This window comes from Pseudomonas sp. CG7, from assembly GCF_023701885.1.
GTDB classification, from domain to species: Bacteria; Pseudomonadota; Gammaproteobacteria; order Pseudomonadales; family Pseudomonadaceae; genus Aquipseudomonas; species Aquipseudomonas zanjanensis.
In genome coordinates this window covers 1-16,149 of sequence record NZ_JABAEE010000077.1, presented here as the reverse complement: position 1 = coordinate 16,149, position 16,149 = coordinate 1, and the positions used below count along the sequence as shown (strand labels likewise).

General features: G+C 58.8%; 7 protein-coding genes. 4 read left to right on the top strand and 3 right to left on the bottom strand.

Annotated features, from left to right (window positions below):
• Positions 1-5: 5 nt before the first annotated feature.
• A complete protein-coding gene (oadA, locus tag HGO40_RS24610; RefSeq protein ID WP_250965141.1) occupies positions 6-1,814 on the top strand; it encodes a sodium-extruding oxaloacetate decarboxylase subunit alpha in 1,809 nt (602 codons plus the stop codon).
• A gap of 63 nt (positions 1,815-1,877) precedes the next feature.
• On the opposite strand, the gene HGO40_RS24605 is transcribed toward oadA, so the two are convergent.
• From HGO40_RS24605 to HGO40_RS24595, 3 genes are all read right to left on the bottom strand, one after another.
• Positions 1,878-4,007 carry an autotransporter outer membrane beta-barrel domain-containing protein gene (locus HGO40_RS24605; RefSeq protein ID WP_250965140.1) on the bottom strand — a complete coding sequence of 710 codons (2,130 nt, stop codon included), beginning with the start codon at positions 4,005-4,007 and terminating at the stop codon, positions 1,878-1,880.
• Positions 4,008-4,910: 903 nt separating this feature from the next.
• On the bottom strand, positions 4,911-5,744 hold the full coding sequence (locus HGO40_RS24600) for an amino acid ABC transporter permease (RefSeq protein WP_250965139.1): 834 nt from the start codon (positions 5,742-5,744) through the stop codon (positions 4,911-4,913).
• Positions 5,741-6,562 carry an ABC transporter substrate-binding protein gene (locus tag HGO40_RS24595; RefSeq protein ID WP_250965138.1) on the bottom strand — a complete coding sequence of 274 codons (822 nt, stop codon included), beginning with the start codon at positions 6,560-6,562 and terminating at the stop codon, positions 5,741-5,743. Before HGO40_RS24595 ends, HGO40_RS24600 begins: the two co-directional genes overlap by 4 nt.
• Before the next feature lie 113 nt (positions 6,563-6,675).
• On the opposite strand from HGO40_RS24595, the gene HGO40_RS24590 reads away from it, so the two are divergent.
• From HGO40_RS24590 to HGO40_RS24580, 3 genes are all read left to right on the top strand, one after another.
• Positions 6,676-7,572: a homocysteine S-methyltransferase family protein gene (locus tag HGO40_RS24590; protein ID WP_250965137.1), complete on the top strand. Its 897-nt coding sequence runs from the start codon at positions 6,676-6,678 to the stop codon at positions 7,570-7,572.
• Between the two features lie 265 nt (positions 7,573-7,837).
• Entirely contained in the window at positions 7,838-12,733 is a 4,896-nt protein-coding gene (locus HGO40_RS24585; RefSeq protein WP_250965136.1) for a dermonecrotic toxin domain-containing protein, read from the top strand.
• Between the two features lie 160 nt (positions 12,734-12,893).
• Positions 12,894-16,149, top strand: a 3,256-nt coding sequence (locus tag HGO40_RS24580) for a dermonecrotic toxin domain-containing protein (protein ID WP_250965135.1), incomplete at its 3' end; no start/stop codon positions are given.

Sequence of the window (16,149 nt, the reverse complement as noted above, 5' to 3'; positions counted from 1 at the left end):
TGACAATGTCCAAGAAGATCCACGTTACCGACACAATCCTGCGCGACGCTCACCAATCGCTGCTCGCCACGCGCATGCGCACCGAAGACATGCTGCCGATCTGCGACAAGCTCGACAAGGTCGGCTATTGGTCGCTGGAAGTCTGGGGCGGCGCAACCTTCGACGCCTGCGTGCGCTTCCTGAAGGAAGACCCGTGGGAGCGCCTGCGCCAACTGCGCGCGGCGTTGCCCAACACCCGCCTGCAAATGCTTTTGCGCGGCCAGAACCTGCTGGGTTATCGCCATTACAGCGATGACGTGGTCAAGGCCTTCGTGGCCAAGGCCGCCGTCAACGGCATCGATGTGTTCCGTATTTTCGATGCGATGAACGACGTGCGTAACCTGCGGGTCGCCATCGAAGCGGTGAAAGCTGCCGGCAAGCACGCCCAGGGCACCATCGCCTACACCACCAGCCCGGTGCACACCATCGAGGCGTTCGTGGCCCAGGCCAAGCAGATGGAAGCCATGGGGTGCGACTCGGTGGCGATCAAGGACATGGCGGGCCTGCTGACCCCGTATGCCACTGGCGAGCTGGTGAAAGCGCTGAAGAGCGAGCAATCGTTGCCGGTGTTCATCCACTCCCACGACACCGCCGGCCTGGCCGCGATGTGCCAACTCAAGGCCATCGAAAACGGTGCCGATCACATTGACACCGCGATCTCCAGCTTCGCCTGGGGCACCAGCCATCCGGGCACCGAGTCGATGGTTGCGGCCCTTAAAGGCAGCGAGTTCGACACCGGGCTGGACTTGGAACTGTTGCAGGAAATCGGCCTGTACTTCTATGCCGTGCGCAAGAAATACCACCAGTTCGAAAGCGAGTTCACCGCGGTGGACACTCGCGTCCAGGTCAACCAGGTGCCGGGCGGGATGATTTCCAACCTCGCCAACCAGCTGAAAGAGCAGGGCGCGCTGAACCGGATGAACGAAGTGCTGGCGGAAATCCCGCGAGTACGTGAAGACCTCGGCTTCCCGCCGCTGGTGACCCCGACCTCGCAGATCGTCGGCACCCAGGCGTTCTTCAACGTGCTGGCCGGTGAGCGCTACAAGACCATCACCAACGAAGTGAAGCTCTATCTGCAGGGCGGTTACGGCAAGGCGCCGGGCTCGGTGAGTGAGAAGCTGCGTCGCCAGGCCATCGGCAGCGAAGAAGTGATCGACGTGCGCCCGGCCGATTTGCTCAAGCCGGAAATGACCAAGCTGCGCGGCGAAATCGGTGCACTGGCCAAGTCCGAAGAGGACGTGCTGACCTATGCCATGTTCCCGGACATCGGTCGCAAGTTCCTCGAGGAACGCGAAGCCGGCACCCTGACCCCGGAAGTGCTGCTGCCAATTCCTGAGGCAGGCAGCGTGAGCTCCGCGGGCGGTGAAGGTGTGCCGACCGAGTTCGTCATCGACGTGCACGGCGAAACCTATCGCGTCGACATCACCGGTGTGGGCGTCAAGGCCGAAGGCAAGCGTCACTTCTACTTGGCCATCGATGGGATGCCCGAAGAGGTCGTGTTCGAACCGCTCAATGAATTCGTCGGCGGCGGCAGCAGCAAGCGCAAGCAAGCCACTGCGCCAGGCCATGGCAGCACCACCATGCCGGGCAACATCGTCGATGTCCTGGTCAAGGAGGGCGACGTGGTGAAGGCCGGCCAAGCGGTTCTGATCACCGAAGCCATGAAGATGGAAACCGAAGTCCAGGCGGCCATCGCCGGCAAGGTCACCGCCATTCATGTGGCCAAGGGCGACCGGGTCAACCCGGGCGAGATCCTGATCGAAATCGAAGGCTGATTCCAACAGCCTCGATGCAATGTTTTACCTCGGGGGAGCAGGTGCTCCCCTTTTTTTCGCCCGTCAGAACATCATCCGCCATTGCCCGGTCAACGCACCGTTATGGTTGTCCTGGCCCGTTTCCGCGCTGTAATTCAACCCTAGGGTGTGACCTGGCGATACGGCCAGTTCCAATCCCGCTTGCAAGAGCAAGCTGTCACGGTCCAGTTCGACGCCTTTGATGGTGTAGGTATTGCCGCCATTAACCAAGCGTTGATGGGAGCCGCCCCTGATGTCGCCGTATAGGTGCTTCCAGCCGACATCGACGCGTGGTGTCAACCGCATGCCTTGGTCGAACACAAAAGGGCGAGCGAGGCGCAAGCCGAGGTCGCTGCTGTAGTGCTCCTGCGCCTGGCCGTTGTACCGCAATGCAGCATCGTCACCTTTTTCTGAATAGGCATCGCGTTGATAGCGCTGGTAACCCACTTGGGCATAGGGTTCGATATCGAAATGACCGACGTCCAGGTTGTAGCCAACCTGTCCAAAGACCTGTTGCGTCGTGGCGGCGTAACGACCCTTGAGGTGATCCTTGAAACCATTGAACGCGACATGGCGCTTGGTGCTGCCGTCATGACTGCCATGGACGGCACCCAGGCGCAGCGCCAGCGGTCCTTCCTGGCGCACGGCATAGGCGCCTACGAGCCAACTGTCGAGCGCTCCCTCGAATTGATAGCTGTCCAGTCGTGTCTGGGTCTTGCTGCCGATGACACCCAACCGCCAATTGGAGCTGACAGCCCAATCGGTTCCCAGCATCAGGCCCTTGGTGGAATGCTTGAGGGCAAAGTTGCCCAATTGCTTGGCGAGGCTGCCGTTGTTTCCGATGGCCTGGACCCAGACCTGGTCGTTGCCATGTTCGCCCTCAGGTGTATTCAGGCTCATGGCGGAAAGCATTCCCGAGCTGATCGGTGCGACGCTGCTCAGGGTGGCATTGCCTAGATCTGCAGTGTCGTAGCCGCCCAGTTGGTCGATGGCATCGGCGGCTGTGGCCATGTTGGTGCCGAGTAGGGCAGCGATGGCGGCGTTGGGTTTTGGAGCTGGCTTGGTGGCTGTCGATTGGGTCGCTGGTTTTAGTTTGGCGCTGGCAACGATTGGAGATGCGGTGGGTTTTGATGCAGGACGTTCGGCTGGCGACTCGACGGTCGGAGGTTGCATAGCCGTGGCCTCGGATTCCAGCGGCGTTGGTTTGGCCAGTTTCGGTCCAGGCAGACTCTCTACAAACTCTTCAGCGTTTTCGTTGGTCGCGGCAATTTTTAATGGAATGTTGTTACGTTCGAAAATCAGCCCTACTTCTGTTTCTGTATAGTCAGGTGTTGCTGTCAGGAAGACGAGCTCATTTTCGATCTTCCCAAACTTCCCCACCACCTTACCCGCGTCGATCACGACTCGCCTGTTCGTGTCGACGAATTCACCGGGTATGGCGGGGATTTTCAATGTCGCATTGCCCAGCGTCGCGGTACCGCCAACCTTAATCGTGGCGCTGCCTTTTTCCGCGTCAATTCCGTAAACCAGCGGCGCGCTCTTGAGTAGCTTGAGATCATGGGTAACCGAAGGGGCGCCAACGTCTGGACCGACTTTCATCAAGCCGGTCACATCCAGCGCGTCGACCGTCCCGTTGCCGCTGAACGTGGCGTTTCTTCCAACGAACACGGGACCGGCCACGGTACCCCGGTTATCGAATGCACCAAGCACGTGCACCGCACCCGCAATCTGACCGGTGTTGGTCAGCTTGGCCTTCGAGTCGACCAGGCGCGCACCGTTGAAAGCGACGCCGCTGGACCATTCGCCTTGCTTGAGATGCAGATCGGTAACGTTACTTATCTGATTGATCACGCCTCCCTTGGCGATATCCAATTGCAGGACATTAGTCCCGCCGCCTCCGTCAGTAAGCCCGAAAAGATCGCCTTGCTTGCTGACAATCACCAGGTCGTCGCTGTCGCCCATCGACAGGGGCGCTTCCTGAACTTCGGTGACCCTCTCGATCTTTGTATCCGGTGCCGCCGCGAACGTCTTGAGCCTCGCCTGCATCTTGGCGGTCGTTTCAACGGGGCGGGCTTCTGCGGTAACTGACTGAGCCATTGAAACCTCGGCACCGCCAAGCGCCAAGGTTATTGCCAGTGCGAGGTGTTGGGGCAGGAATACGTGTTGGGTAGGCATCGAATGTGACCTCTGATGAAAGAGGTCGCACTTTAAAAATTTCACCCTGTGCGGCGATGCCAGCCATCTCCTCGCCATGGGAAAGATTCGGCGGATGAAATTTGTAGGCTGCTCGTGCTGCGATCAGCGTGTTGGTTCGTTGGCTTTCATGGTCCGGAGCTTTGCCCTACGGCCCTTTCAGAAGTGTACTGACCGGACACATGGTTAACGGGGCGCCCGAGATCGACGTCCACCGCAAGGCGGCCTGATAGCCGACCGGGTTCTTGATGGGAACCGCGTTTCTCCTGTGGGAGCGGGCTTGCTCGCGAAGGCGGTGTCACAGTCGATGAGGATGTTGGATGGGCCGGCCTCTTCGCGAGCAAGCCCGCTCCCACAGGAGGGCTGTGTTGGATATGAATTTTGTGTTCACTGGAGATTGAATGTGGGAGCGAGCCTGCTCGCGAAGGCGGTGGCTCAGTCACATGGATATTGGGCTTGCTGGCCTCATCGCGAGCAAGCTCGCTCCCACAGGAGGTCTGTGTTGGATATGAATTTTGTGTCCGCTGAAGATTGAATGTGGGAGCGAGCCTGCTCGCGATGGCGATGGTTCGGTTATATGGATGCTGGGCTTGCCGGCCTCTTCGCGAGCAGGCTCGCTCCCACAGGAGAAACGCGGTTCCCATCAAGAGCCAGGTCGGCTACCAGGCCGCCTCGTGGTGGACGTTGATCTCGGGCCCACGGAGCAATGCCGGAGTGAGGGCATGCCGAGCCTAAGCGAGGCACCGAGTGGTGGGGCAGAAGCGCTTTGGTTACTTTCGACTGGGCCGGCTTCCGGGCTTTTCGAAAGTGACTCGCCGTAAGGGCGAAACCGCCAGCCGCCGTTACCGCAGCAACGGATATACCCACCAACCTTAAACCCCCAACTCAACGATTATTCAGATAAGCCTTCCCATAATGTCGCTCCATCCGCGCCTGAATCAGCTCCAACGCAATAGACATCAACCAGTAAATAATCGCCGCCGTAGTCAGCATCTCAATATAACGATAACTGGAACGCCCATAAGACTGCGCCAGAAACATCACCTCCCAGACCCCCATCACCGAGATCAGCGAGGAATCCTTGAGCATGGAGATGAATTGGTTGGTGGTCGGCGGGATGATGGTGCGCATGGCCTGGGGCAGGGTGACGCGCCAGAAGATCACGGTTTCCCCCAGGCCCAGGGCGAGGGAGGCTTCGCGTTGGCCGTGGGGGACGCCGAGGATGCCGGCGCGGAAGATTTCGCTCAGGTAGGCGCCGTAGTTCAGCGACAGGGCGATGATCCCGGCGGCGATGGCGCCAGGGACCACGCCCAGTTGGGGCAGGCCCAGGTAGATCAGCAAGATCTGGATCAGCAGCGGCGTGCCGCGAAAGAACGACGCGTAGAAGCTGGCGATGCCGAAGGCCACCGCACTGCTGGACAGTCGCGCCAGGGCAGTGATGAAACCCAGCAACGATGAGGCTACGATCGAACACAAGCACAGGAACAGCGTCAGCACCGCGCCCTGTAAAAAGCCATTGGGGGCCAAATGCAGCCCCAGCAGGTTTGGCAGTTTGTCGAGGATGATCGAGAACTTCAGGTCGAAGCTCAGGAAAAAACTCGCGAACAGCACCAACATCGCCGCCCAGGTCAGGTACAGCCGAGTGCGAAAACCGAAGATTTTCTGCAGGCGTGATTCAGCCACCGATGGCGGTGGCTGAGGGGGTGGAAAAGAAGTCATTGAGTGATGTCGGCGCCGATCCATTTCTGCGAGAGTTTGCTCAAGGTGCCATCCTGTTTCAACTGGGCAAAGACTTCACGCACCTTGCTGTCCCACTGCGCGTCGCCCTTTTCGATGGCCACCGAGTTCGGTTCGGAGTAGAGCGCATCGCCGGCCAGCTTGAAGCGCTTGTCTTCGGTCAGGCGCGGCTGGGCGGTCACCAGGTTGGTCAGCACCGCGTCCAGGCGCACCCCGGCGCCCAGGCCCAGGTCCTGGAACGCCACGTTGTCGGTGTCGTACGGAGCGATCTGCACTTCCTCGAACGGATAACTCAGTTGGGTATCCTCGGCGCCTTCGATCACCAGGTTCTTGTTCAGGTAGCTCTCGTAGCTGGAGGCGCTGGTGAGGCCGACTTTCTTGCCGCTCAGGTCCTTGGCGCCGTGGATACGGTCGTCCTTGGCGTTGACCACGATCACCGCGGGCGAAGCGTAGTACTGCACCGGGAAGTCGAACACTTCGGCGCGGGCCTTGCTCGGCGTCATGGAGCAGATGCAGATGTCATAGCGCCCGCTCCAGTGACCGGCCGCGATGACGTCCCAGGACGGTGTTTCCAGGCGCAGCTTCACCCCCAGTTTCTGCGCCACGGCCTTGGCGACGTCCACATCGAAACCGTCGAGCTGGTTCTGATCGTTGAGGAACGAGAAGGGCGGATAGCTTTCCATCAGCACGCCAACCAGCTCTTTTTTCTGTTCGATGCGGTCCAGCGTGGCACCGGCAAACGCTTGCGGAGAGGCAGCCAGCAGCGTAAGGCCCAGGGCCAGCAATGGTTGTAATTTCATGTGAGGGCCCTGTTAGAAAAATAAGTTGTAGTTCTCTGAATGGTGCGTATTAAATAGTTATAAGAACAACTCCGGTAGTGAGTATTTTTCATAAGCTTATGAGTGAATCGCATATGGGCGTAGCAACAGTCATTCTCGATGGCGGCATGGGCCGTGAACTGCAACGCCGTGGCGCGCCGTTTCGACAACCCGAGTGGTCGGCGCTGGCACTGAGCGAAGCGCCCCGGGCCGTGGAAGATGTTCATGGGGCCTACATCGCCAGCGGTGCCAATGTGATCACCACCAACAGCTACGCCGTCGTGCCGTTCCATATCGGTGAGGCGCGTTTCGCCGCCGAAGGCCAGGCGCTGGCGGCTTTGGCCGGTGAGCTGGCGCGGCGGGCTGTGCAGGCTTCAGGCAAGGCCGTACGAGTGGCCGGATCGCTGCCGCCGCTGTTCGGCTCCTATCGTCCCGATCTGTTCGATGCGTCTCGCGCCGCTGAACTGCTGACGCCCTTGGTGGCGGGCCTGGCACCCCACGTTGACCTGTGGCTGGCGGAAACCCAAAGCTCAACGGTCGAGGCACGAGCCATACGTGCCGGGATCCCGCAGGATGGCAAGCCATTCAGGCTATCGTTCACCTTGAAAGACGAGGACACGGATGAAGTTCCGCGCCTGCGTTCCGGTGAACCCGTGGCGGATGCCGCGGCAGTCGCAGCGGAGCTGGGCGTCGAGACGCTGCTGTTCAACTGCAGCCAGCCGGAGGGGCTCGGTGCGGCCATCGATGCCGCGCGGCAGACGTTCGAGCGCCTGGGCGTGAAAATCCACATCGGTGCCTACGCCAACGCATTTCCGCCGCAGCCCAAGGAGGCGACCGCCAACGACGGGTTGGACCCGTTGCGTGAGGACCTGGATCCGCCGGGTTATCTGCAATGGGCGGCGGACTGGCAAAAGCGCGGGGCCAGTCACTTGGGCGGCTGCTGCGGAATCGGGCCGGAGCATATTGCCGTCCTGGCGCAACAATTGGGTTGAGTGGCGTGGCGGTTGGCCGAGGCATCGGCTGGCCACCTGTTCATCCCCGCTTACGATTTTCACCCAAAGCGACAGCGACGCCATACATATGTATGGCCGTGCTGCGTGACTGACGCGTTAGGTTTCCGGACTTTCCAATCAACCCTTGGACAGTCCGATGCCCTCTGCTTCGACAAATCAACCCACCCCCCTCCCGATATCCAGCGCGGCGCCATTGAGTGGTGACCGCCAGCCGTCCTGCGAGCCTGTACCAACAGAAACGCCCATGCCAGACGACGACCTGAGCGCCGCCGGCAAAGAGCAGCTGCGACAATTGAAGCTGCTGGACGCCAACCAGAAGAGCCTGGCGCTTCTATTCGCCGGCCTGCCAACTTTCGATTCGGTGATCAATAGCCTGTTGGTCAGCTCGATCAAGAAAAAAATACCCGAGCGTAAGCTCCGTCCATCGCTGCTTGAACATATCGACCCTGATCATTGCTACGTGAATCACTTCGCCATCGATTCGGATGGCGGGCGCATGTTGACGCACTCGCAGAGTTTTACCGACGTGATGCGTAGCAGTTTGAAAGCCGATACGCCGCCCACCTATACGGCCGGTGGCGTGGGTTTCTACATTCGCCCGGATACCGTGGACGAAGCTGACAGTATTTTTTCCAGCCCTGCGGATAGCAAAATCCTACAAGCGATGGAGTCGACGTTTTACATAGCCGGCCCGACGACCAACGAGACGGTGAGGCAGCAATTGCGTGACGACCTCCGTCTCTTTCGCAACAGCGAGCGCTGGGCGGGCATCCTCGACAAGGCAGACTCATCGACGGCGCAAGCGGTCTTCGTTCATCTGCTTTCAAGGCGCTTCCTGCACCTTTGCAACCTGTACAAAGCCGACCGCAAGCCGGCTGCCTCACCGGGTGAGCGAACGCAACAGGCCGACGATGACCGCCTGTTGAACATCATCAGCACTCACCCCTCCATGCTCGACAGGGGGCGCTTGCAGCGAGCGCCCATCCCCCATGTTTATGCGGTCATGCTCGATACGGGACGCGCAACGCCGCAGCAGTGGCCCGCCGCTATGGTGATCAAGCAAACCGAACGACAACGGTTGTTTTTGTATTCCCTGGAAGGCGGCCTGCAGGGCTTCCCGTCCGTTGAGGCGATGACCGCCGCGGTGAGTCCGCTTTATGACGGGCAGGAACGCACGATCCTGAATATCTCCTCCGAGCTGTCCGGGCATGTGTTTGAAGTGGCGGCCTCGGCTCTTTTCCAGTGGCAAAGCGCAGCGCTCGAGAAATTCCTGAGCACACCCATCGACGGGACGATGGCCCTGGAGGCGTTTGCCCAACAGGCAGAAGAGGCGCTGAGTCTGCCTGTGCTATCGCTCTCCGAGCCGTTGGCGGTGCGTCGGTTGACCCGGGTCGAAAACAACCGTCCGGTCTACTACGCATCCGCGACACTGTCGGAGCAAGCGACCTATCGTCGTCTGGAAGCCCGGGTGTACCGGGGGGTCTATGAACTGAGTGGTCGCGCCCAGACGCTCGTGCAATTCACTCAGGAGAAGATCAAGCAATACCTTAAGCAAACGTTGCACCCGGCCATTAAGCCCGATCCGGACCGGACCCAGGTCACGCTGTCTTTTGGCAACAAAGCCAACCCAAGGCAGTCGCGCACCATCAGCCTGACCCAGCTGATGCTGGACAATCTCCGCTCGCCAGACTATCCGGAGGCGATGAGCGAAGTGTCGACCGTCTATCTTGTCGACCAGCACTGTCAGCGCATTCGACACCCGGAGAATGACGTTCTGATCACTTTGACCGGGAGCGAGCTCGCCCGCATGGCCAAGAGCCTGGATGTCGGCGGTCACTATGAAATCCTGCTGCGAGAGGAGATGAACAAACCGCAATACAAGGCGGCATGGCAAGCGGCGTATCTGGCGAACTTGAAGTTCAAGGGCTACGAGGCTGGACTGAAGGGCGACAGCGTGTTCAAGGCTACTGGCCTGGACAAGACCGGCAACCCACCGAAGCTGCAAAAGCGGGTGCCTCTCTGGTTGGCCGCCGTGTTGAAGTCTCCGGTGGCGGAGGCTCGTGCCCAGGTCTTCGGGCGAAGAGTGCATGTCCATGGCCTGCTGCTCGGAGGAAGCGTGGGCGCAGGAGGGCAGCATGGGGCGATGGGCAACGCCCTCAGTGTGGATGGCGCACTGATTTTTACCGATCAGCTCGGACCGGAAATCAAGGGCCCCGTCGGGGTGTACTTTCCAGACAGCCCTGAGGGCGACGACTTCCAGGAATTTTCCGATCTGGGTGAGGGCGTCGGGGCGCTTCTGCTGCAAGAAAAATGGCAGGCGTATTTCCGTTCGCGAATCTCCGCGCCCGATGCTGACGAATTGAAGGGTTTATCAGCGCAGCGACGCGGTCGGCCGCTGATTCGTGGTTCCTTGATTACCGGTGACTTGTTGGAAACGCTTCATCGCGCCTATGTAAATTTTCACAGCGCCCATGCCGATCACTTGTCCAACAGCAACCTGGACGTCCGGCGTCACCACGCTGCCCGGGTGTTCATGGTGACGGTCGATATTCTGTTGGAAGTGGCAGGTGTGCTGGCGGTGCCGGGTGTCCAGCTACTCAAGCGAGCCGTGAGAACCGGCTCGTTCGTGCTCAGGAGCGGTGTGGTTCCACGGGACCTTGATACCTTGGTCTTCATCGACAAAGTGGCTAACCGTCTTGGACACGGCAGGGCCCACGGCTGGACGATTCCATCACGGGGCCAAGCCTCGTTTCTAGCGGTGAAAGCTCGTCAACATGCAGGCGAAGCGTTGGCCGGATTGCCACTGGAGGAAGCGATCTATCATCGTTACGCCGTTAAGGATACGGCGCCGATCCGAGGGCTGGCCCCTGATGCCCAAGGCTTCTATCGTCCCAGGCTCAACAATGACGGCACGGCACAGGTCTATGTGCGGCAACCCGACGGGACGGTTTTTCGCGTGCACGCTCACACGAAAATGACCGCCATCGAGGCCACGATCGTCGATCCATTAACGGGTCTGAACATCCGTTCCAGTGGTGTGATGAGAAGTACCGTGGCACGCATGCCCAATGGCGAATGGCGCGCCGTGGGATTCGGCCAGGGCGGGGGTAAACGGCCTTCCCAGACACCGCCTCCGTCGGACCCTTCCAAGCCCAAGGTGCCTGCCCTGACTGACCCAAGTATCGCCGACGCCGTCCGTACCTTGGGTAACTGGGACAACGAGGTCATGGACCTGGTCCCCTCCATCATCACCCGAATGCCGAGTTGGCCGCAGAATCGCAGCTTGTTGCTCATCGATGAGATGTCCGCCGGGCGCGCATGGTCAGTGCGCTACACCCCAGGGCGGGATGAGCGTGTATACCCAAATAGCGTTCATCCCGACAGGGCGAGCACGGATATTGTCCTGCGGCGAACGGGCCAAAATCATTACAGCCTGGTCTTGGGCAAGCGCGTCATGGAGATCCCCGCCGACGGTGACTGCTTTTTCAACGCCGTTGCTCGCGGCCTGAATGATGGGCGGCTACAGGGGGACTTTTCCATAAGAGGGCGGCGTGATGCCGCCGCCGATTACATCGATCAGCATCCAGAGATCCATCATTATTTGGCCCCTCAAGTCTCCGGGATACGGCAGGCGCTTGTCGATAACGCGCCGACGTTGGAGCAACTTCTGGGAAAGGCGGCAGTGCTTGACCTGACGCAAATGATTCATGGCGGCCCCAATCCGCACCACCTGTTCCAACCGATCATGAATTATTTGCGGTCATCCGCCGAAGCTTCGCTGCGTGACTATTTGCGAAATGCACAATCCTTGAGCTTGCCTCCGGAAATGCTGCATAGCATCGCCAGACATTTCTCGCCACGAACGCCTGGCCAATTGATACAGAGCGATTTTCCTTTTTACCTGGCCAACGAAGACGACCTGATCAAGTTTTTCGAGGACATATTATTGGGTCCAATTGTTGATCGTGAAGTTCTCGAACTGATGAACAACGAATACCTCATGCTCTCCCAGGACGTGTTGCACATCATGCTTGAATACGGCCTGAGGGCCCGGGAACTGACCGATCACCATCCGCGGAATCTCATGGCTTATGTCAAGTTTGACCAGGCCTTGCACGGCGAAATGAGCCATGAACAGTTGGATGAGCTGGTGGGGGACGCTTATCTGATAGATCGGGGTGACCTCAAGGATGTCCAGCGCAGACTTGAGCGCGAAACAGGCAAGCTTGTTAGTGACGATGCGCGGTTGATGGATCAGTACATTTACTATGACCGCGCCGAAGACCTCGTTGACTTGCTCAGGGTAGCCCTTGGCCGGTGTCCCGATTTGCTCAGGCGCGCCGAAATCGCTTTGCAGTCCCCAGTTATCGCTTCCAACCTGGGCGGCATGCTGCCATTGAGCGTGGTGTCCCAGTGGATACGCGATCCGAGCCTGACCGATGAGCGGCTTCGACACATCGCCGCCTACACCGTCACGCGTTATACCGAAGTCGTGATCACCGGCGACATCGATATCAGCTGGATGCGAGCGTTCGACGACCATAACCTTCGCGACATTATTTTCCGCCAGCAGATATTGATGAGTTTCATGCGATTCATTGGCGGTGTTCGGGGCAATCTGGTGGATGTCGATCTACCTGCCGTCGTCAGATTGTTCAGCGCGCCAGGACAGTCTCCTTCTAACACCCGGGTCGCTTTGTTGTTACAAAGCCCTGGTGTCTGGAGCTCAATCTACAACATGCCCGGCATCACAGCCGAGGGCGCCAGAAGCGTTTGGGACGATCTGATCAGCGTGCAATACAGCGACGACCTGATTCGCGAAACGCTCCAGCGGCCTGGTTCGCTGGCGTCCGAGTCGGCTTTCGCGGGCGCATTGGTGGACAGTCTGCTAAGCGAGGAAACGCGTGCGCATCAACTGCTGCTGGGGGCATACGCGGTGAGCCAAGGAGAGGCCCAGCAGTTCCTGCGGCGCTTCAGGTTTTCGGGCAACCGGGCGGAGCACAGCCGCCTGAGCTTCGCGCGCTACGTGAGTCATCACGGCGGAATACCCGAATGGGCGTGGCAGTATGCCAACGAGGGCGTCACACCCGAATCACTCAGGCGATTTCTTGCCTCGAGACGACCACCAAAAGCGGAGTGATCCGATCGCCATCGCGTGGCTGGCACGCGATGGCAACGCTGCGGAAACACGCATTCACATATGCATGTGGCCGCCCAAGGTTGCCTATATATATGTATCGCTCCATGGCGGCGACGGAAGGATAGGGTCGGGGTTCTTCAATAAACAAACGGACCCCCCCATGACCTTATTTATTAACGATGAACCAGGCGTGCCGCTCCAAGCGCCTGGCATCACGCTTACGCCTATTCATTCACTACCCGACGGCCATGCATTCGAGCCGCACAAGTTTGCCGATCAGTGGTTGCTGGCGTTGGGACTGCTGGGTGATACACCGCTTCGTGTGACGTACCGGGAAGTTGGAGCCGCTGGTTCGGCTGCTGAAGATAAAATCGCATCGGTTCCCTTGCGTGCCGCTGTTACGCAGGGTTTTCTCAAGGCCTATCAAAGCAAGCCTATTGCTTCCCTCGGGGCTTACAACCGATGCGAGGATTGGATCGAGTATCCCCACAGAAGCCATATGAAGCGGGACTTTTCGGCACTTCGTATCGACGGCTTTGTGCTTCCAAGAAGCCTGTTGCAGAAGTTGCAGGCAGGCGTGCCGCCGGGCTACAGGGGGCCTGGACTCGCTTTTGAGACCGATTCCGTCAGTCAAGATAACCCGCTCGCCCCTCAAGAAGCGGCTCGCCACAAACAGCTCACACGTCTGGCCACCCATAAAGCCGATCTGGATCGTTTGTTCGCAGGCTTGCCCACGTTCGACACGGCGCTGAAGAATTTGCTGGTCAATTCGATCAGGGAAAAGATCAAACCGGACAAATTCCGTGGCGCAGCGCTACTGGCGATCGACCCGGACAATTGTTATGTGAATCACTTCACGACAGATTCGCTCGGGGCGCGCTCATTGGTTTCTTCATTGAGTTTCAGCGAAGTCATGATGGACTGTTTGTCCACTGATGAGCCTCCTGTATACGCCCAGGGAAGCGTAGGGTTCTTCAGTCGCTCGGACACGGTGCAAGAGACCGAAAGCCTATTCGTCGACCCGGTGGATGTGCATATCCTGACGGCCATGACGTCGGCGTTCCATATCGAGAACCCGACCACCCATATTCACCTGAGGCGTCAGTTTCTTGATGATCTGGCCGCATTTCGCACGAAGGAGACCGTGAGAGATGCCCTCGACCCGGTTATCCCCTCCACCGCGCAAGATGAGCTGGTGCTCAGGCTTTCCCAACGATTCCTGTATTTATTCGATTTATACAAAGCCGATCGAGACCCCGCTGCACGGCTAACCCAGGCAGAGCGGAACCTGCGCAATGACGAGGATCGCCTGCTGGGCATCATCACGACGCACCCTTCAGAGTCGGCTAGGGGAAGTTTGATGAGGCAAGCGCATCGTCCCCATGTGTACAAAGTCATGCTTGAAATGGACGGCGACCTGGTTCAGAAGTGGCCGGCTGCGATGGTGATAAAGCAAAGTGATCAGCCGGTTTTATTCCTGTACTCCATGGAAGGAGGCATACAGCGGTTCGATGAGTTCCGCGAGTTGGTGAATTCGGTAAGCCCGGTCTATCAAGGGCAGCAGCGCAAAATCAAAAGTATTGACCAGGCGCTTCCCGAACATGTCTTCGAGCAGGCAGCAAAAGACCTGCTTGATCTTCAGTACGCGGCGTTACAAGCCGTTCTGAAAGCACCGGAACGGGTTCAGTTCGATTTGGCCCGCTTTGCGCTGGATGCCGAGCAAGCGCTGGAATTGCCGATGCTGGCGCTCGACGGTGTGCTGATCGCCCGAAGCGAAACCTTGTTCAAGAACAGCCGTCCGAGCGCCTACAAAGTCGCGACGGTTGCACAGAAGCGCATCTATCGCTTCCTCGAAGAGGAGGCGCTGACCGCGGAAGGCGAAATTGCCAAAAGACGCGTTCAGACACTATCGGAGTTCACTCGCGAAAAAATCGTCGCTTATCTCCAGGAGCATCTGCACCAGGACATTGATCCGGATCCAGACCGGACGTTGATTACCCTGTTTCAAGGGCGCGCGTGTACCTCGAAGGACTCGCGGGCCACCAGCCTGACCCAATTGATGATCGAGAATACGCGCCCTTCACAGTACCCCAATGCCATGAAGGAAATCCGGCCGGTCTATCTGGTCGATCAGGACGGCCAACCCATCAGCCATCCCCAGACCCGTCGTTTCATTCTTTTGAAGGGGCCTGAGCTTGCCAAGATGGCGACAAGCCTTGATATCGGTGGCCGCTACGAGACGTACCTCAGGGAAAAAATGAATGCGCCGGATTACAAGGAGGCCTGGTGGGACGCTTACCTGGCCAATATGACTTTCAAGGGCTACGAAGCCGCCCTCAAGGGTGATGATGTACTCAAAGAGACCGTGACAGATGTCACTGCCCATCCAGCGCGCACCGAAAAACGGGTCGTGCTCTGGCAGGATGCGGTGATCAAATCATTGCTGGCGAAGGATCGCATAAGGGTTCAGGGAAGGGAGGTACACGTCTACAGTCTGCTGCTCGGTGGAGCGGTAGGCGCTGGAGGCCAGCATGGCACCTTGGGCAACGCAACCAGTGTCGACGGTGTGTTGATTTTTTCAGATCAGGACGGGCCGATAATACAGGGCACTGTTGGCGTCTATTTTCCGGACAGTCCCGGTGGCGATGATCTCCATGAGTTTGCCAATCTCAATGATGGTGTTGCGCAGCTTCTTCAACAGGAAGAATGGCAGGTCTATTTCTCCTCCCGCATCGCCACTGACAATCCTGAAGAACTGAAACAAATCTTCGGGACGCGAAGCGGTCGCCCCTTGGTCCGTGGCGCGTTGATCAGCGGTAATTTGTCTGAAGCGCTGCATGAGGCGCACGTGAGATTTCGAATCGCCCATGCCGATCATCGCTCAAACAGCAACCGCAACATCCTGCACCAAACCATTTTCAACCTGACCGTGATGGCGTTCGAAACGCTCCTGGATGTGGTTTCGTTTGTAGCCCCTGGCTATGCCGCTTTGCAGATGTACTTGAGGGTAGCCAAGACCGGTCAAATCCCGCTTCACCTGAACATCGTCAAATACTTGATCCGCGCCGGCATCGCGCCACGACCTATCGGTGGTGCGATGGGTACCTCACGAAATGGATCGTTCTCCCGAGCGGTATTGGCCCGTCTAAGCCAACAGGAAATATCCATTGGGCTGCCATTGGAACAAGCAGTCTACAGCCGCTACGCGGTACAGGATGGAACGGTTCTACGAGGGCTGAGCCCGGATGCTGGAGGGTTTTACCGCGTTACAGTCCGGGATGCAGCCACAGGCGCTGTCACCGCTCGGCCGGTGTACGTGCGACAACCGGAGGGAATGGTGCTTCGGGTGCACGACAGTACGAAGCTGAACGCAACCGAGGCGACCTTGGTCGATCCCGTTTCCGGGTCGAGCATCC